We start from the raw sequence: 18,938 nt of genomic DNA on the forward strand, positions 1-18,938 counted from the left end.
TTGGAGCGGGAGAAGAGTCTCGAACTCTCGACCTCAACCTTGGCAAGGTTGCGCTCTACCAACTGAGCTACTCCCGCGTTGCGAAGACCAGAATTATATATCATCCAGCCATTGTGTCAACTACCCATTCAAAGATCATTCCACGATTACTCAACGGCTATTCCATTTTATCCGTGGTTTCCTTGATCAAAGGCCATGCTTTACGCAGGTAATAGAACATGGACCAAACTGTCAGGATGGCAGCAATCAACAACAACCATGAACCCAGCAGCTTGGTGTCTATCATGCCAAACAGCATGTCGTAGTACAGCAGCATGGGGATGGCGATCATTTGCGCAGCGGTTTTGATCTTACCCAAAGAGCTGACTGCTACTGATTTGGAGGCACCTATCAATGCCATCCATTCGCGCAAGGCAGAGATGGTAATTTCACGACCGATGATGACGAAGGCGATCACGGCGTTGACGCGGTCGAGCTGCACCAGCACCAGCAAGGCACCGGCGACCATGAGCTTGTCGGCCACAGGGTCAAGGAAGGCACCGAATGAGGATGTCTGGTTCCATCTGCGCGCCAGGAAGCCGTCAAACCAGTCGGTGACTGCGGCGACGATAAAAATCGTGGTGGATGCCAGACCTTTTTCAAAGGGGCTTAACCAGAGATCGGGCAGGTAAAAAACACCAACTACCAGCGGTATCAGCGCGACACGTAACCAGGTCAGCAGGATAGGAAAATTGAAGGGCATGTTGTTGTGGTTTTTATTCGGTTTATGCATCAGGCACGCTGACTACAATGCCAGCGCCTGACGCAATTATATTTCCCTATCGCAGCCGCTTGTAAATTTCTTCTGCCAATTGGCGGGAAATACCTTCGACACTGGCCAAATCGGCGACGCTGGCATCGCTGACGCCTTTTAAGCCACCAAAACGCACCAGCAAGCGCTGGCGGCGTTTGGGGCCTATGCCCTCGATCTCTTCCAGTTGTGAGGTCTGCCTGGCCTTGTCGCGCTTGGCACGCATGCCTGTGATGGCAAAGCGGTGAGCTTCATCGCGGATGTGGGCGATCAGCATGAGGGCGGCAGATTCCTTACCCAGTTCTTTTTCTGCCCGGCCATCAACAAACACCAGGGTTTCAAGACCTACCTTGCGCCCCTCGCCTTTGGCGACACCAACGATGAGGCTGATATCCAGGCCAAGCTCGACAAAAACTTGCCGCGCAATCTCAACCTGACCTTTGCCACCGTCGATCAGGACGATGTCTGGCATGCGGCGTTCATTGGCCCCGTCGCCACTCGCCTCACCACTCGCGACTTTTTCATAGCGGCGGAACAGTACCTGGCGCATGGCGGCATAATCATCGCCTCCGGTAATGTCCTTGATGTTGAAGCGGCGATATTCACTGTTCTGCATGGCGTGATGATGGAACACCACGCAGGATGCCTGTGTGGCTTCACCCTGGGTGTGACTGATGTCAAAACACTCGACGCGCAATTCTTCGAGATTTTCTACATCCAGCTCCAGCACGCTTGCCAGGGCTCGTGTACGCGCCTGTTGCGAGCCTTGCTCAGACAGCATGCGCGCCAGCGCCAGTTTGGCACCTTTGACGGCCATGTCCAGCCAGGCACGGCGCTGCTCTTGCGGCTGGAAGGATAGATGAATGCGATGGCCACATTGCTCGGCCAGAGCCAGCATGAGATCAGGCGCATCGAGTTCCACATTCATGACCAGTGTGGATGGGATGAATTGGTCAACATAGTGTTGCGCCAGAAAGGCAGAGATCACCTCGACTTCGATTTCATTTTCTGCGACGCTGACCGCATCATCAACATGGGTAGGGAAATAAGCCCGGTCACCCAAATGCCGTCCGCCCCTGACCATGGCCAGGTTAACACAGGCACGGCCACCCTCCACTACCACAGCCAAAATATCGATATCGACATCGCCTGCGGTTTCCATACTTTGCTGATGCAAGACTTTGGACAGGGCCTGCATTTGATTGCGCACTGCGGCTGCCTGTTCGAATTTGAGCTCCATGGAAAAATCCAGCATCTTTTTTTCCAGGGTCTGCATGACTTCAAGCTGGCGGCCACGCAAAAAGTCGGCGGCATTGTTGACGTCTTGCTGGTAGTCTTCTGGCGCGATGATGTTGACACAAGGTGCGCTGCAGCGGCTGATCTGGTGCAGCAGACATGGGCGGGTGCGGTTGGCAAACACGCTGTCTTCGCAACTGCGCAGCAAAAAGACTTTCTGCAAAATCTGCATCGATTCCTTGACGGCCCAGCCGGACGGGAATGGTCCAAAGTATTGATGCTTTTTATCGATCGCACCACGGTAATACATCATGCGCGGCGTTTTTTCTGCGGTGATTTTCAGATAGGGATAAGACTTGTCATCGCGGAACAGAATGTTATAGCGTGGCTTTAGAGCCTTGATGAGGTTGTTTTCAAGGATCAGTGCTTCGGCTTCACTGCGGGTGACGGTGGTTTCGAGTTTTGCAATTTTCTCTACCATCATCGCGATGCGCGGGCTGGAAAGATTTTTGAGAAAATAGCTGGAGACACGTTTTTTCAAGTCACGTGCCTTGCCTACGTACAGCACCTGGTCATTGCTATCAAAATAGCGGTACACACCCGGCAGGTTGGGTAATTTGGCAACCAGATCGAGCACTTGCTGGCGTGCTTCTGAGATATTTGGTTCGTTCATGATGCAATCAATCTGCAGCGCTGGTAGAAGTCGCTACTTTAGCAGGGATTGTTCAATTCGATGATGACGAAGGCAATGGCGTAATCAGTTTCATCACTGACAGAGATACTTGCCTTCAGATTACGCTCCTGCATCCACGCCAACATATTACCGTTGGCCTGCACCTGAGGCTGACCCTGATCGTTATTCAGTGTTTGTATGGCATGCCAGTTCATGGGGTCACGCATGCCCATGCCCACGGCTTTTGAGAAAGCTTCTTTTGCAGCAAACCGGGTAGCCAGATAACGCAGGCCGCGTGTTTCGACCAGGGTTTTGCGCTCACGATAAATCGCCAGCTCATCTGGCCCCAGGATTTTTTCAGCAAAACGCTCACCGTTGCGCGCAATGGCTTCTTGCATGCGCGAGATTTGTACGATGTCTGTGCCTATGCCGTAGATCATGTCAGGCTGCCTTATGCAAACTCGTCAGACGGGCCTTGACCATCAGGGCCTTCATGTCGCTGATGGCTTTTTGCCAGCCCACGAACAGGGCCTGGGCGACGATGGCATGGCCAATATTCAATTCTGAAATTTCCGGAATGGCAGCAATCGCGGCAGTATTAGTCATGTGCAAGCCATGTCCAGCATTCACTTTCAAACCATGGCGTATGCCAGCGATGGCGGCTTGCGCTATGCGTGCCAGTTCTTGCTCCTGCAGTGCCGGATCAAGCGCATCAGCATAGCGGCCAGTGTGAATTTCTATGACGCTTGCGCCTGCCTCTGAGCTGGCCTGTATTTGCTGTTCATCTGCATCGATGAATAATGACACACGTATGCCTGCCGCCTGCAATTGTCTGACTGCGGCCTGTACTTTGGCAAAGTCACGGGCGACATCAAGACCGCCTTCAGTTGTGACTTCTTCACGGCGCTCTGGCACCAGACAAACATCTTGCGGCAGGATGCGGCATGCCAGATCAAGCATTTCATTATTGACTGCGGTTTCCAGGTTCATGCGAGTCAAGATACGTGGGCGCAATTGTTCTACGTCTGCATCGCGGATGTGGCGACGGTCTTCACGCAAATGCAGGGTGACGCAATCCGCCCCCGCCTCCTCGGCCAACAAGGCAGCTTGCAAGGGGTCTGGATAAGTCGTGCCGCGCGCATTACGCAGAGTGGCGACGTGGTCAATATTGACGCCCAGTTCTATCAACTGGCTTTGTTGATGGATATTCATAGATTTTGCAAATCAATCAGTATTTGCCGGGTATTCAGCGCAGCGCCATGCAGGTGATGAGCAAGCAAAAAGCGCATCAGCAACTTGCTTTGCAGTTGCGTGCTCTGTTCAGTATAGTCGCCGCGCTGCATGGCCAGCAAAGTCTTGCCGCTGACCCTGGGTACACTGTCAGCAGGCATGGCTGGCCTGGGGCCGCGTTCTGGGTCGAGCACATAGAATTGTTCTGCCTGTACGCGTTCACGCTGTTGCGTACAGCGGGTCAGGTCACCCAGCAAGCCAGATTCGCGTAGCAACGCGAGTTCAAAGCGACGCAGGACGATGGTGGCTGGTTCATCATGGGCAAGCTGGTTCAGCGTAGAGACATACAGATCAAACAAATCCGGGTGCGCTTCATCGCGCATGAGGAACTTGACCAGCAATTCATTGAGGTAGAAGCCGCATAACAAGGCAGATTTTTCCAGCGGCAGCATGCCACCTACCCAGTCTGCAGTGGTCAGCGTGCGGATTTCGCCCTTGCCTGTCCAACCCAGTTGCAGGGGCTGGAAGGTTTGCAAGACACTGCGCAATTGTGAATGCGGACGCTTTGCGCCCTTGGCAACCAAAGCTATACGGCCATGGTCACGCGTCAATACATCGATGATGAGGCTGGTTTCTTTGTAGGGCCAGGAATGCAGGACAAAGCCTGGCTGCTCCAGTATGCGCAAGTCTTTGGCGGGGGATTTGCTGGCGGCGCGTGGGCTTGTCGGGGCTGCTTTAGGTGCTCGTGTTCGGGCAGCAACTTTTTTGGCAGCAGGTGGCGCTGGCGGTACAGCGGCCGCATCTGCTACGGCACTGTCTTCCTGCACGGCGACTGCCTGCTCATCCATGGATGGTTTTACTCGTAACCGTAGGCACGCAAACCGGCTTCATTATCTGCCCAGCCAGATTTGACCTTGATCCAGATTTCCAGATACACGGGGCCACCAAACAGCTTCTCCATATCCTGGCGTGACTGGGTAGAGATATCTTTCAGACGCGCACCCTTGTTACCGATGACCATCGATTTATGGCCGTCCCTGTCCACCAGAATGGCGACGAAAACGCGGCGCAAATTGCCTTCTTGCTCAAATTTTTCTATCAGCACGGTGCTGGTGTAAGGCAATTCATCACCAACGAAGCGGAACAGTTTTTCGCGGACGATTTCTGCTGCAAGGAATTTCTCGCTGCGGTCGGTAATATCGTCTTCACCAAACATCGGTGGGTTCAGCGGCAGGTATTTGCGGATTTCGCCTTCGAGATTTTCGAGCTGGAAGCGCAAGGTGGCCGATACGGGCACGATCGCCGCAAAATTATGCAGGGCCGCCACTTTTTGGGCAAACGGCATCATCACAGCCTTGTCTTTGACGCGGTCTGACTTATTGATGACCAGCATGCATGGTACGTTCTTGGGCAGCAAATCGATGACTTGCTGATCTGCCGGGCCAAAAGTGCCTGCTTCTATGATGTACAAAATCACGTCTGCCGCTGTCAGCGTAGTGGTGACAGTGCGGTTCAGGGTGCGGTTCAATGCGTTCGAATGACGGGTCTGGAAACCCGGCGTATCAATATACACGAACTGTGTATTGTCTTTGGTCTGTATGCCAGTAATGCGGTGGCGTGTAGTTTGTGCCTTGCGCGAGGTAATGCTGACCTTGGCGCCTATCAGGGCGTTCATCAGGGTCGATTTACCGACGTTAGGTCGCCCGACGATGGCGATGTAACCACAGCGGAAATCAGGATTGTCTATTAATTCAGTCATGCGGTCGTCAGGCAGTCTTAGGGTGAGTCTCGGGGTGTACATCATGCGTCAGCAGTTCATCTGCTGCAGCCGTGCTGGTGGTGCTGGCAGTGCTTTGTGCCGCTTTGGGCTTGTCAGCCTTGGGTGTCTCTGCATCCAGCAAACTTTTTTGCTTGGCTGACTGCGGCTTGGTTTCTGCCTCACCTTGCACTGTCGCTATACCAGCCAGCTTTAACTGCGAAGCGCGTGGCTTGGCTTTCTTGGCTGCAGGTGAGCGTACCAGCATGGCCAGGGCAGTTTCCAGCGCCAGCTTGGCTGCGGCCTGCTCGCCGGCACGGCGACTACCGCCAGTACCAAATACCTGGATTTCAAGTTTTGGCACCAGGCATTCAATTTCAAATTCCTGATTATGTGCAGCGCCATGGGTTGCCACTACATTGTATTGCGGCAAAGCGATTTTTTTACTTTGCAAAAACTCTTGCAACAAGGTCTTGGCGTCCTTGCCCAAGGTAGTTGGATCAACGCTGGCCAACACTGGCGCATACAAGGCACGGATAACTTCACGCGCAGCATCAAAACCGGCATCCAGGAAAATCGCGCCAAACAAGGCTTCCAGCGTGTCTGCCAAAATCGACGGGCGACGGAATCCACCGGACTTCAATTCACCCTCCCCCAGACGCAAGAATTGAGACAACTCTATTCTTTGGGCGATTTCATACAGCGATTGTTGCTTGACCAGATTGGCACGGACACGCGACAAATCACCTTCATCAATATTGGCAAAACTGTCGAATAACAAAGACGCGACGACACAATTCAGGACTGAGTCACCAAGAAATTCCAGACGTTCATTATGCAAAACACTATGACTACGATGTGTCAAAGCCTGCTGCAACAAAGCGGGGTTGCTAAACTGGTGCCCCAGCCTTTTCTGCAATAGTTGTTGATTCATACGAGTAACTTAATCTGCCTTGGCAGGTTTTGTAACGACGACACCATTCTTTGCGGTAGTGCCGGAATACTCCATCAATATACTGGCTGGACCAACCAGAGGGATTTTCTTGCTATAGGAAAAATTGAGGTCAAAACCGCCATCATTATTTTTTACGATAACCAGATCCTTGCCAGTCACCGCATCAAAATAACCAACTTCCCTTTGTTTATCGAAAGCAATCTGAATTTCCCTTGGAGTAGATCCAGCATTTTTGGAGCTATTCATCGCCTTAGTGATGGAATTATATTCGATCGCTGTAGGCACCACTTTCATTGCAACCATTGCAATAACAATGATGACGGCAATTGCCATGATCAAACCAATCAAGGTAATGCCTTGTTGTTTTTTGAATGTGGAATATTGAATATTTGACATAGATTTTTTCCTGATTAAGACTGAAATTTAATGAAAACTACCAATACGTTCGATATCACCAAAATTCATCCAGATGAAAAATGCTTTTCCAACAATATTTTCATCGGGTACAAAACCCCAGTAGCGGCTGTCGAGACTATTATCCCTGTTGTCACCCATCATGAAATAACGGCCTTGCGGCACATTACAGGTAAAACCATCATTATCATAAGAGCATAAATCCCTGCCCTTGAAGTCATGCGGATTTTCGACATAAGCTGGCCTTTGCTCATTCACCAAAATACGGTGACTTACTCCGGTCAATTCTTCCTTGTATTGCTTTAAGTAATCAAGATTATCGCGGAAGTCAGGCATGTTCGTATATGAAACTTCTTTACCATTCACCGATAAACGTTTGTTTTTATACACAATTTTATCACCTGGCACGCCTACCACACGTTTAATATAGTCCACGCTAGGGTCTTCGGGGTATTTAAATACCATGACATCGCCTCTTTGCGGATCATTAATGGAGATGACTTTTTTATTAATCACAGGCAAACGTATGCCATAAGTAAATTTATTGACCAGTATCAAATCACCAACATATAAGGTTGGCAACATTGAGCTGGAAGGAATCTTAAATGGTTCAAACAAGAAAGAACGCAAGAAAAACACCAGGGCTATCACTGGGAAGAAGCTGCCAGAATATTCTATCCAGACTGGTTGCTTGAGCAAGCTGGCTTCCATGTCATGGCGGGTGCTTTCTTCGAGGCGTATGCCTTCTGCAGTCAGCTTGGCTCTGCGCGCATCATATTCGGCCAGTGCTTTGTCAGCGTTTTGACGGCGTTGTTTGGCAAATATAAAGACATCAAGAAACCAGATAACACCAGTAACAACGGTCAACACAAACAGGATCAGGGCAAAATTGCCCAAGATTGATTGAAAACTCATTTTTCATCCACTTGTAAAATCGCCAAAAACGCTTCTTGTGGGATCTCTACTGAACCCACCTGCTTCATGCGTTTCTTACCTGCTTTTTGTTTTTCCAGCAATTTGCGCTTACGGCTGATATCACCACCATAACATTTGGCCAAAACGTTTTTACGCAAGGCTTTAACGTTTTCACGCGAGATGATGTTGGAACCAATAGCGGCCTGAATTGCCACGTCAAACATCTGGCGCGGGATCAGTTCACGCATTTTGGCAGCCACTGCGCGGCCACGGAAATGACTGTTTGCCCTGTGGACGATAATCGCCAGCGCATCCACCTTTTCGCTATTGATCAGCATGTCAACCTTGACCACGTCTGCGGCACGATTTTCCTTGAACTCATAGTCCATGGAAGCGTAGCCACGTGAGGTGGATTTCAGACGGTCAAAGAAATCCAGCACGATTTCAGCCATAGGCATTTCATACGTCAGCTTGACCTGGCGACCGTGATAATTCATATCCATCTGCACGCCGCGTTTCTGTGTACAAAGGGTGATGACCGAACCTACATACTCTTGCGGCATGTAGAGATTGACGGTAACGATAGGTTCACGGATTTCTTCAATTTTTGACGGCTCTGGCATCTTGGAAGGGTTATCCACCATCAGGATAGTGCCATCAGCCATGACCACTTCATACACCACGGTTGGGGCAGTCGTGATGAGGTCCATGTCGAATTCGCGCTCCAGACGTTCCTGGACGATTTCCATGTGCAGCAAACCAAGGAAGCCGCAACGGAAACCAAAGCCCAGCGCTTGCGACACTTCAGGCTCATACATCAGGGCCGCATCATTAAGCTTGAGTTTTTCAAGGGAATCACGCAGGGCATCGTATTGATTGGCTTCAACCGGGAACAGGCCGGCAAACACTTGCGGCTGTACCTCTTTAAAACCAGGCAAGGGTTCGGCAGCAGGTTTGTTGGCCACAGTAATCGTGTCGCCGACTTTGGCTGATTTCAATTCTTTAATGCCAGCAATGACAAAGCCCACCTGACCGGCAGTCAATTCTGTACGGCTCAGTGATTTGGGCGTAAATACGCCAACACTTTCAACCAGATGTTGCGCTTCGGTTGCCATGAACAGTATTTTGTCTTTTGGACGCAAAGTACCATTCTTGATACGCACCAGCATGACGACGCCCACATAATTATCAAACCATGAGTCGACAATTAATGCCTGCAAAGGGGCTGTTGGATCACCTTCTGGCGGTGGCACTTTAACGATCAGGGATTCGAGTACATCTTCAACGCCCAAGCCGGTTTTAGCAGAGCAATGCACTGCATCGGAGGCGTCTATGCCTATCACTTCTTCGATTTCCTGGCAGGCATTGTCGGGGTCGGCAGATGGCAAATCAATTTTGTTCAAAACGGGTACAACCTCTACACCCAGTTCAATGGCAGTGTAGCAATTTGCGACTGTCTGCGCTTCCACACCTTGCGATGCGTCCACGACCAGCAAAGCACCTTCGCAGGCGGACAGGGAACGGCTGACTTCATAACTGAAATCAACGTGACCCGGTGTATCAATCAGGTTCAGGTTATAAATCTGGCCGTCGCGCGCTTTGTAATGCAATGCCGCTGTCTGAGCCTTGATCGTGATGCCACGCTCACGCTCAATATCCATGGAATCAAGTACTTGTGCTTCCATCTCGCGGTCGGAAAGGCCGCCACAAAGCTGGATAATGCGATCTGCCAGTGTGGATTTGCCATGATCAATATGGGCAATAATCGAAAAATTGCGGATGTTATTCATTGAAATTACGAAAGAAACAAAGGTGAAGCGAATACCAGCTATAAAAAAAGCGCTCTGAGCTGGGCAAGTTTCCCCAGGCGAGCGCCTTCAGTTTGGGTTTTGCAAAACGCCATTTTACCGGATTTCACCCCGGAAAGCCGAGAAATCGTAGGTTTGATGTCAGTTGATCACTACAAAAAAGACAAGAAAGCCAGTGTTTCCACCAATTCTCTTTGTGGCAGGCCCCATTTGTCTTCATAGTCGATTCTTGCCAGGTATAAACCGTCAGGCATGAAAGTAGGCGCAGCTATTTCGCGGTTCATGCTGATCAGCACTTCCCCCATCCATTCCGGCTCTCTTTTACCCGTACCAACAAAGATCAGTGAACCAACGATGTTCCTGACCATGTGATGCAGAAAGGCGCTGGCACGCAGAGTAAAAATAATCATCTCACCCCGGCGCTGTATCTGTATGTCGTACATGTGCTTGACCGGGGTTTTGGCCTGACAGCCAGAGGCACGGAAGGCAGAAAAATCATGTTCACCCAATAAATGGGCCGCGGCAGCGCGCATGCGCTCTACATCAAGAGGACGGAAAGTCCATCCCGCCCGCCCGCTCCACATTGGTGAGCGGATGGCAGCATTGTGCAAAATATAATGATAAGTGCGGGCCCGGGCACTAAAGCGCGCATGGAAATTGTCTTCTGAATCAGGGTCGAAAGACAATTCTTTAGCCCACTGGACTGCCACAGTGGCAGGTAAAAAAGCGTTCACGCCATTTACCCAGGAATAGGATTCACGCACCAGCTCAGTATCAAAATGCACGACCTGCTCGATGCCATGAACACCGGCATCAGTACGTCCGGCACAAGTGGTTTTGATGTCACTTTTAGTAAATTGTTGCAGCGCCCGTTCCAACGCGTCTTGCACGGTATTACCAGAAGGCTGCGTTTGCCAGCCCTGCCAGGAATTACCGTCATACTGAACACCTAAAACTAATCGTTTCAACACAATGCAATTTCCCAAAAAACAAAACGGGCGCCAGCATAAGCTGCGCCCGTCATGATTACCTCAAGAACATCAAGCCATCTGGGCTATCATGGACTTGGCTCTTTCTACCTGATCAGAAGTACCACCCTTGAGCACTTCGTCCAGCAATTCACGGGCACCTTCTTTATCACCGATTTCATGATAGGCAACTGCCAGATCAAGCTTGGTTGCCATTTCAGCATTATGTGCCGGCGCCTCTTCAATTGCTGGCGCTGCAGGAGTAGCTGCTGCTGGCTCCAGATCAAGATCAATGCCGGACAAATCAAATTCAAAAGCTGACATTGCATCTTCTTCAGCTTTTTTGGGAGCGGTCAATTCTGGCAATGGTGATTCTGCTGCCTCACCAGTCAAAGATGCTGCCAACAGGTTTTCATCAAGCTTGTCGTCTGACGGCAAGATATCCAGAGACAAAGGGGCTGACTCAGGCTTTTCTGATGCAAAATCAATATGACCCAGATCGAGCTCAAATTTCTCAACATCAGGATCAGCCGCTTTTACAGGAGCTGCTTCAGCAACCACAGGTGCATGAACTGGTTCAGGATCTTTAGTGCCGAAATCAAAGTCTATCGTACCAAAATCTACTTCAGGCGCAGCGGCTGACTCTGCAACAGGTGCAGCATGAGCTACAGGCTCAGGAATTTTTGGGACTTCAGGCTCAGGGATGGCAGAAATATCCAGGTCGAAATCCAGAGCATGCTCATCCATTGCAGCTTCTTCTGCATTGGCAGTGGCTTTTGCACCACCATCACGCTGAGCTGTATCGATAATGCTGATCGCTTCAAGCATGTCCTGAGACAGGGAATTCGCCAGCAAGGCCTCTGGATCAAGGTCTTCCAATGGTTGTGTACCTGAGCCCAGACCCGATGCTGCAGCCATGTCTGCCTTGGCTTTGCCGCCGGCATACAAAGGATTACCCGGCTCCAGCACGATACCCATGGACGCTGCTTGCGCCCAGTCATCACCCTCGCCGCTGGTCATGCCATACAACTCACTGGCAAGGCGCTCAAAGGTTTTGGCATCTTTACGGCCAAAATAAATTTCCAGTAATTTAACCCTGACTGCATGACGGTCTGGCTGGGTACGCAATGCTTCTTTCAGAATTTCTTCTGCTTGAGAATCACGACCATAGGCGATATACACGTCTGCTTCAGCGACGGGATCGACTTCATTGGCATCCAACTGACTGGCAGATGGTGCAAAATTGGAGTTGAAGACACTGTTATTGGTATCAACACTCTGACCACCCGTAGAGCCAAACATGGAGTTGGCCTTCATGCTGGAGCCGGTCAGTATGCTGTCTTCAAACTGCTGCAATTTTTTCTTGCGCTGGCTAGTCCAGATACCTACGCCGCCCAAGATGGCCAGCAGAGCTATGCCACCCGGCAACAGGTAGTCAGAAATACTATCGAGGAAACTAGGCTCTGGTGGAGGTGGCGGTGGCGGAGCTACAATCTTGCGCTTGACTGGCGGCTTTGCGGCAACTGAAGCTGTAGATGCGGCAACTGCTGGCGTGCTGGCAGTGGCAGGCGCAGGCGCACTGGCCTGAACCGGAGCAGCAGCCGAAGCTGGCGCTGGCACTGAGACCGGCGCTGGCGTAGACGCAACTACAGGCGCCGCTGCACTGGCAGCAACTGGCGCAGGCGTTGATGCAGGAACACTTGCCTTGACATCGGGTTTTGCCTTGGTCAGCTCTGCCTGCTTGGCAGCCATTTCTTTGTTTTTGATTTCTATCTTCTGGGCTTCCAGCAAGCCCTTCAGGTCACTGACGTTTTTCTCAAGCTCCTTGACGCGCGCATTGGCTTCCTGCGCAGCTCTTTCTTTGGCTAGCTTGTCTTCTTCACCGCCTTTGCCAGAGGTGCGCGCAGAAGCGGGCCCCACTTTGGACAATTTCAGTTTATCAGGGGAATCGGTAGTGGCATTCGGTACTTCTTTTACCTTGGCACTGATCTTGCCACCACCACTTTGCTTGGTGGCAGGCGCTTTTTCTGCCGGTGCTTCGGCTACCTGCCCGGCAAGCTTATTGCGATATGCATTGAAATCAGCTGCATGAGCAACGACCACAGAATGTGCCTCATTTGTCGTACCTACATTGGCACGAGCAGAATCAGCATCTGGCACTGTCAGAATCTGCCCTGACTTCAGGCGATTCATATTATTACCAGCAAAGGCTTGCGGATTGGCGCGATAAATACTGACCAGCATCTGATCCAGTGAAACGCCTTCAGCACGGTAACTACCGGCAATCTTGCTTAATGTATCGCCTGCCTTGACTTGATATTCGCCGGCGGATTTGATTTCTTTGCCGGCCTCAGCGTTTTTTGGCGCTGGCGACCTGTCATTTCTTAAATTGGGGTTTGTTGCTACCGCATTTGGACGGGTATTTTTGGCCGCATTAGACGCAGCTGTGTTTTGTGGCTGGTTAGCAACAACAACCGGATTGCTGACTTGCGCAGATTGACTATTTCGCAATTCTGCAGGATCCAGCAAGAAGGTGTATTCTCTCAATAGCTTGCCATTTGCAGAGTTCAGCTCCAGCAACATGTCAACGAAAGGTTCGTTCATGGCTTGAGATGAGCTAATGCGGATTACATAGTTTGCACCACGCTGCTCAACTGCAAAACGCAGTGACAATAATGCGACATTAAAGTCTATGTTTGCTTGTTTGAAAGCTTCTTGAGATGCCAGTTTGGGCACCAGGGAATCAATTTCTTCCTTGGCAGGAGAGGTCAGCTCTACCTCTGCGCGCAAGGGCTGCCCCAGAGAGGAAAGCACCGTCAGCTTACCGAGACCGGTAGCATGCGCGCTCGACAACATGAACAAGGAAGACGCTACAGCTACACTTAACGCCTTGCGTCCCACGGTAATCACAGACGATTTTTTTTGATTATGCATTTTGTCAGACATATTGGGAATTTTTGGCGAACAAAGTCCGCTGGGTGACGCTTTACACATTGCCTAGCGACGCGTCCTAATGTTTCACATTAACATTACAAACATTGCCACGCAAGCTTAACGCGATTTATCACAGTGGTAAATACATTAAGAACCCCGAAGTGCAAGGATATCGCATAAATGTTGTTGCCAAATGACAAGTGAAAAAATAATCGCCAAAATCCTAATTATTTATTATTAAAATTAAAACTAAATGCTCGCCACTAAATAGACGAAGCTTTTTGAAGTTTCAAAAACGACAAGGGGGCGTTAAACGCCCCCCTATATTCTACAACAAGTTTTAACAATTACTTTAAAACATCAAGTTTTGCTGACTTTTTAATCAATCAAGATACGCAACATGCGACGCAGCGGCTCAGCGGCGCCCCACAATAATTGGTCGCCCACGGTGAAGGCGCCGACATATTCCGGACCCATCGCCAGCTTGCGGATACGGCCAACCGGAATTGTCATGGTGCCAGTAACGGCGACCGGCGTCAGATCACGAATGCTGGCTTCACGGGTATTTGGCACAACTTTTACCCATTCATTGTCAGCAGCGATCATGGCTTCGATATCTGCCAGCGGTACATCTTTTTTTAGCTTGAATGTCAAAGCCTGGCTGTGGCAACGCATGGCACCAATACGGACACAGAAACCATCGACCGGCACGGCTGCCGTACCAAAGCCTGCGCCCTGACCAAGTATCTTGTTGGTTTCTGCCATGCCTTTCCATTCTTCTTTCGACATGCCGTCGCCGAGATCCCTGTCGATCCAGGGTATCAGGGAGCCACCGAGTGGCACACCAAAATTGGCTGTTTCATCAGCGGTCAGGGAGCGCTGTTTGGCTATCACTTTACGGTCAATTTCCAGAATCGCGCTTTTCGGATCATCCAGCAGAGAACGAACTTCTGCATTCAAGGTGCCGTATTGTGTCAACAGTTCACGCATGTGCTGGGCACCACCGCCAGATGCAGCCTGGTAAGTTTGCGTGCTCATCCATTCCACCAGACCAGCTTTATACAAAGCGCCAACACCCATCAACATGCAGCTGACTGTGCAGTTACCGCCTATCCAGTCTTTTTGTCCATTGACCAGCGCTTGCTTGATCACTGGCAGATTAACCGGATCAAGTACGATAACTGCGTTTTCATTCATGCGCAGGCTGGAGGCAGCATCAATCCAGTGACCATTCCAGCCGGTTGCGCGCAGTTTTGGGTAAATGTCATTGGTGTAGTCACCACCCTGGCAGGTAATAATAATTTCGCACTTCTTCAATGCATCAATATTATTTGCGTCTTGCAAGGTCTTTTCATTCTTTGCCATTGCAGGGGCTGTGCCACCTGTATTGGACGTTGAAAAGAACACGGGTTCAATATGATCGAAATCACCCTCTTCCTGCATGCGTTGCATCAGGACAGAACCCACCATACCGCGCCAACCTACCAGACCCACCAGTTTCATCATTTTTCCCTAAAATTTTGCAGGACGTCCCTGCCCTTCACGAACAAATAGAATTTATGCAAAATTGTCCCAGCAAGGCTATCACCAAGGAAACCTCTCATGCAAGAGAGCTTCGTTATGCTGGCAGGCAACATGTTGCCTGAAACCCCAGCTACACCGTTAGCGACGAAGACAGTGCTTTAGTACGGCTAATCGCTGCAACGCAGCTGGGGCGGTTTTGCGTAAAGACTAAATTAACTCAATGCCTGCAATACGGCCTGCCCCATCTCACCAGTACCCACCTTGGTAGTACCAGCTTCATAAATGTCAGGGGTACGCAAACCTTGCGCCAACACTTTTTTAACAGCGTTTTCAATACGGTCAGCTTGCTCAGCCTTATTCAAGGAATAACGCAACATCATGGCTGCAGACAGAATGGTTGCCAGAGGATTCGCCACGCCTTTGCCAGCGATATCCGGCGCAGAACCATGGGAAGGTTCATACAAGCCCTTGTTATTCGCATCGAGTGAAGCAGATGGCAACATGCCGATAGAACCAGTCAGCATGGACGCCTGGTCAGACAGAATGTCGCCAAACATATTGCCTGTGACAATGACGTCAAATTTCTTCGGTGCACGCACCAACTGCATGGCGGCATTGTCAACATACATATGGTCCAGTGCTACATCAGGATATTCTTTATGCACTTCAGTGACGATGTCTTTCCAGAACTGGAAAGTTTCCAGCACATTGGCTTTATCGACGCTCGTCAGTCGCTTGCCGCGTTTTTGCGCAGCCTGGAAAGCGACGTGAGCAATGCGACGGATTTCTGATTCAGCATAACGCATGGTATCGAAACCCTCGCGCTCACCTTTGAATGGACCATCAGGGCACTCACGCACACCACGTGGCTGACCAAAATATATATCACCCGTCAATTCACGGATGATCAGAATATCCAGACCTGAAACCACTTCCGGCTTCAGCGTTGAAGCTCCGGCCAGTTCGGGATACATGATTGCTGGACGCAAATTAGCGAACAATTTCAGGTTTTTACGCAAACCCAAAATGGCTTGTTCAGGACGCAATGGGCGATCCAGAGTGTCGTACTTCCAGTCACCAACTGCACCAAACAAGACAGCATCAGCTTCCAGCGCCAGCTTCAGTGTCGCTTCTGGCAAAGGATGGCCTGATGCTTCATAACCTGCACCACCAACTGGCGCTGTTTCCATTTCAAAAGATTCGCCCAGCGCGTTCAATACTTTGACAGCTTGCTCGACGATTTCCGGACCTATGCCGTCACCCGGCAAAATAGCAATTTTCATATTCTCAAGAAATTAATTTAGATAGCTTACTTAGTTGGCTTATTTAGGTAGCCTAGATGGTATTGGCGAGCCAGGGCTGCGTAGCGAGATGGCGCTCTTCAAAAGCGCGTATCTTGTCAGCCTGACGCAGAGTCAGGCCAATATCATCAAGGCCATTAAGCATGCAGTATTTGCGGAAGGTATCAATATCGAAAGCATAGCTGGCGCTGCCATTGCTGGTGCGCACGACTTGCTGCTCCAGGTCAACGATCAGGCGATAGCCAGGAAAGGCTTTGACTTCATTGAACAGAGCATCAACTTGCGCTTCGCCCAGGACAATAGGCAAGACGCCGTTTTTATAGCAGTTATTAAAGAAGATATCGGCAAAACTAGGAGCGATAATGGCGCGAAAACCAAATTGCTCCAAGGCCCAGGGCGCATGCTCACGTGAAGAACCGCAACCAAAATTTTTGCGCGCCAGCAAGATGGATGCCCCCTGGTAGCGAGCCTGATTCAATACGAAATCAGGATTAACAGGACGCTTGCTATTGTCCATTCCGGGTTCGCCGTGATCAAGGTAGCGCCATTCATCAAACAGGTTAGGGCCAAAGCCACTGCGTTTGATGGATTTCAAAAACTGCTTGGGGATGATGGCATCAGTATCCACATTGGCCCTGTCCATGGGCGCAACCAAACCATCGAGTAAAGTAAATTTTTCCATGTCGCTACTTATTTTTTGCCTGCATTTTCGACTGCTTCGCCAGCCTTTTTAACGTCTTTCCCCAAACCCTGAACGGTATTGCAGGCTGTCAGCACCAGTGCGCACATTGCCAGTAAAAATATCTTTTTCATGTCATCTCTCCGTCCAAATTAAGATAAGCCACGTACATCTACAAAATGCCCGGCAACACCGGCAGCAGCAGCCATCGCAGGCGACACCAGATGGGTACGACCGCCCTGCCCCTGACGGCCCTCAAAATTACGATTGGAAGTGGAAGCACAACGCTCACCTGGCTCCAGCCTGTCGGCATTCATGGCCAGGCACATGGAGCAACCCGGCTCACGCCATTCAAAACCAGCTGCCTTGAATATCTGATCCAGACCTTCGCGCTCGGCCTGTTCTTTCACCAGACCAGAACCTGGTACAACCATCGCCAGCTTGACATTCGATGCACGATATTTGCCGCGCACCACGGCAGCAGCTGCACGCAGATCTTCTATGCGTGAATTGGTACAGGAACCGATAAAGACTTTATCAATACGAATATCAGAAATGGCAGTATTTGGCTGCAATGCCATGTAGATCAGGGCTTTTTCTATGGCGTCACGTTTGACGGCATCTTTTTCCTGCTCAGGATCAGGTACACGGCTATCTATTGCCACCACCATTTCAGGAGACGTGCCCCAGGTGACTTGCGGCTTGATTTCGGCGGCATTCAAAGTCACTACCATATCGAACTTGGCACCTGCATCAGTATGCAATGTACTCCAGTATTCGACGGCCCTGTCCCAGTGCGGACCAACTGGCGACAATGGCCGGCCTTTGACATAGTCGATGGTAGTTTGGTCAACTGCCACCATGCCAGCGCGCGCACCTGCTTCGATCGCCATATTGCAGACGGTCATGCGGCCTTCCATGGACAGGCTGCGAATAGTCGAACCGGCAAACTCAATCGCATAACCGGTACCGCCTGCTGTACCTATCTTGCCGATCACAGCCAGGACGATGTCTTTTGCCGTTACGCCCACAGGCATGGCGCCATCCACCTGCACCAGCATGGATTTGGATTTTTTTGCAATCAGGGTCTGGGTCGCCAGCACATGCTCGACTTCAGATGTACCAATACCATGCGCCAGACAGGCAAAAGCACCGTGAGTAGACGTGTGAGAATCACCACAGACAACAGTCATGCCTGGCAAGGTTGCACCTTGCTCAGGCCCGATGACGTGAACGATGCCCTGGCGCTTGTCGGCCATGCCAAAATAGGTCAAACCATATTCTTTGGCATTGGCATCCAGCGTCTCTACCTGCAGACGGGAAATCGGGTCATCAATACCATTGATACGGTTCGTCGTTGGCACATTGTGATCAGCCACCACCAGATTGGCAGATAGTCGCCAAGGCTGACGTCCAGCCAGTTTCAAGCCATCAAAGGCCTGCGGGCTGGTAACTTCGTGCAACAAATGGCGGTCTATATAGAGAATTGCAGTGCCATCATCTTCGGAATGGACTACGTGGGATTCCCATAATTTATCGTAAAGCGTTTTAAGCATGATCTGAAGCCTGGAAATAAGTCATTGGTTCTTACTACATCCTGTACTGCATCTTTTTTTCGCATTTGATTATGCCACAATTGTGCAACGCAAAACCAACCCGCACGCCAAATTGGTGCATGAAAGTTTCAGTATAAATGCATGAGTTTGATGAAAATCGCCAAATTTTCATCTGGATTTTGATGATAATCTGGAAAAT

General features: G+C 50.3%; 17 protein-coding genes and 1 tRNA gene. All 18 read right to left on the reverse strand.

Going from position 1 to position 18,938, the window contains the following annotated elements; all coding sequences use genetic code 11:
- Window position 1 precedes the first annotated feature (1 nt).
- The 18 genes from AC3WQT_RS27275 to leuC all read right to left on the reverse strand — a co-directional run bounded on the left by AC3WQT_RS27275 (window position 2) and on the right by leuC (window position 18,739).
- Window positions 2-77: transfer RNA gene (locus tag AC3WQT_RS27275), tRNA-Gly, on the reverse strand.
- A gap of 80 nt (window positions 78-157) precedes the next feature.
- On the reverse strand, window positions 158-742 hold the full coding sequence (pgsA, locus tag AC3WQT_RS27280; protein ID WP_492709033.1) for a CDP-diacylglycerol--glycerol-3-phosphate 3-phosphatidyltransferase: 585 nt from the start codon (window positions 740-742) through the stop codon (window positions 158-160).
- Between the two features lie 76 nt (window positions 743-818).
- Complete coding sequence (gene uvrC / locus AC3WQT_RS27285; RefSeq protein WP_492708931.1) at window positions 819-2,699, reverse strand: excinuclease ABC subunit UvrC; 1,881 nt, start codon at window positions 2,697-2,699, stop codon at window positions 819-821.
- A 38-nt stretch (window positions 2,700-2,737) separates the two neighbouring features.
- The gene (gene acpS, locus AC3WQT_RS27290; RefSeq protein ID WP_492708933.1) at window positions 2,738-3,139 is read right to left on the reverse strand and encodes a holo-ACP synthase; all 402 of its coding nucleotides are present in this window, start codon (window positions 3,137-3,139) and stop codon (window positions 2,738-2,740) included.
- Between the two features lies 1 nt (window position 3,140).
- On the reverse strand, window positions 3,141-3,911 hold the full coding sequence (gene pdxJ / locus AC3WQT_RS27295; protein WP_492708935.1) for a pyridoxine 5'-phosphate synthase: 771 nt from the start codon (window positions 3,909-3,911) through the stop codon (window positions 3,141-3,143).
- Window positions 3,908-4,777 (reverse strand): DNA repair protein RecO, encoded by an 870-nt coding sequence (recO, locus tag AC3WQT_RS27300; protein WP_492708936.1) that lies wholly within the window; start codon window positions 4,775-4,777, stop codon window positions 3,908-3,910. The genes pdxJ and recO overlap by 4 nt, the downstream gene beginning before the upstream one ends.
- 8 nt (window positions 4,778-4,785) lie before the next feature.
- On the reverse strand, window positions 4,786-5,688 hold the full coding sequence (gene era, locus AC3WQT_RS27305) for a GTPase Era (RefSeq protein WP_492708938.1): 903 nt from the start codon (window positions 5,686-5,688) through the stop codon (window positions 4,786-4,788).
- 7 nt (window positions 5,689-5,695) lie between these two features.
- Window positions 5,696-6,619 carry a ribonuclease III gene (gene rnc / locus AC3WQT_RS27310; protein ID WP_492708940.1) on the reverse strand — a complete coding sequence of 308 codons (924 nt, stop codon included), beginning with the start codon at window positions 6,617-6,619 and terminating at the stop codon, window positions 5,696-5,698.
- Between the two features lie 9 nt (window positions 6,620-6,628).
- Window positions 6,629-7,036, reverse strand: coding sequence for a DUF4845 domain-containing protein (locus AC3WQT_RS27315; protein ID WP_492708942.1), 408 nt, complete (start codon window positions 7,034-7,036; stop codon window positions 6,629-6,631).
- Between the two features lie 27 nt (window positions 7,037-7,063).
- On the reverse strand, window positions 7,064-7,969 hold the full coding sequence (gene lepB, locus AC3WQT_RS27320) for a signal peptidase I (protein ID WP_492708944.1): 906 nt from the start codon (window positions 7,967-7,969) through the stop codon (window positions 7,064-7,066).
- On the reverse strand, window positions 7,966-9,759 hold the full coding sequence (gene lepA, locus AC3WQT_RS27325; RefSeq protein WP_492708946.1) for a translation elongation factor 4: 1,794 nt from the start codon (window positions 9,757-9,759) through the stop codon (window positions 7,966-7,968). Before lepA ends, lepB begins: the two co-directional genes overlap by 4 nt.
- 170 nt (window positions 9,760-9,929) lie before the next feature.
- Window positions 9,930-10,745, reverse strand: coding sequence for a tRNA pseudouridine(38-40) synthase TruA (gene truA, locus AC3WQT_RS27330; RefSeq protein ID WP_492709034.1), 816 nt, complete (start codon window positions 10,743-10,745; stop codon window positions 9,930-9,932).
- A gap of 72 nt (window positions 10,746-10,817) precedes the next feature.
- The gene (locus AC3WQT_RS27335) at window positions 10,818-13,679 is read right to left on the reverse strand and encodes a motility hub landmark protein FimV (RefSeq protein ID WP_492708947.1); all 2,862 of its coding nucleotides are present in this window, start codon (window positions 13,677-13,679) and stop codon (window positions 10,818-10,820) included.
- A gap of 378 nt (window positions 13,680-14,057) precedes the next feature.
- Window positions 14,058-15,185: an aspartate-semialdehyde dehydrogenase gene (asd, locus tag AC3WQT_RS27340; protein WP_492708949.1), complete on the reverse strand. Its 1,128-nt coding sequence runs from the start codon at window positions 15,183-15,185 to the stop codon at window positions 14,058-14,060.
- Window positions 15,186-15,415: 230 nt separating this feature from the next.
- A complete protein-coding gene (gene leuB, locus AC3WQT_RS27345) occupies window positions 15,416-16,486 on the reverse strand; it encodes a 3-isopropylmalate dehydrogenase (protein ID WP_492708950.1) in 1,071 nt (356 codons plus the stop codon).
- A gap of 52 nt (window positions 16,487-16,538) precedes the next feature.
- A complete protein-coding gene (gene leuD / locus AC3WQT_RS27350) occupies window positions 16,539-17,186 on the reverse strand; it encodes a 3-isopropylmalate dehydratase small subunit (RefSeq protein ID WP_492708952.1) in 648 nt (215 codons plus the stop codon).
- Window positions 17,187-17,194: 8 nt separating this feature from the next.
- Window positions 17,195-17,317 (reverse strand): entericidin A/B family lipoprotein, encoded by a 123-nt coding sequence (locus AC3WQT_RS27355; protein ID WP_110252970.1) that lies wholly within the window; start codon window positions 17,315-17,317, stop codon window positions 17,195-17,197.
- An 18-nt stretch (window positions 17,318-17,335) separates the two neighbouring features.
- Window positions 17,336-18,739: a 3-isopropylmalate dehydratase large subunit gene (gene leuC / locus AC3WQT_RS27360; protein WP_110252969.1), complete on the reverse strand. Its 1,404-nt coding sequence runs from the start codon at window positions 18,737-18,739 to the stop codon at window positions 17,336-17,338.
- Window positions 18,740-18,938: the final 199 nt, after the last annotated feature.

The organism is Undibacterium sp. FW305-107 (assembly GCF_058788535.1).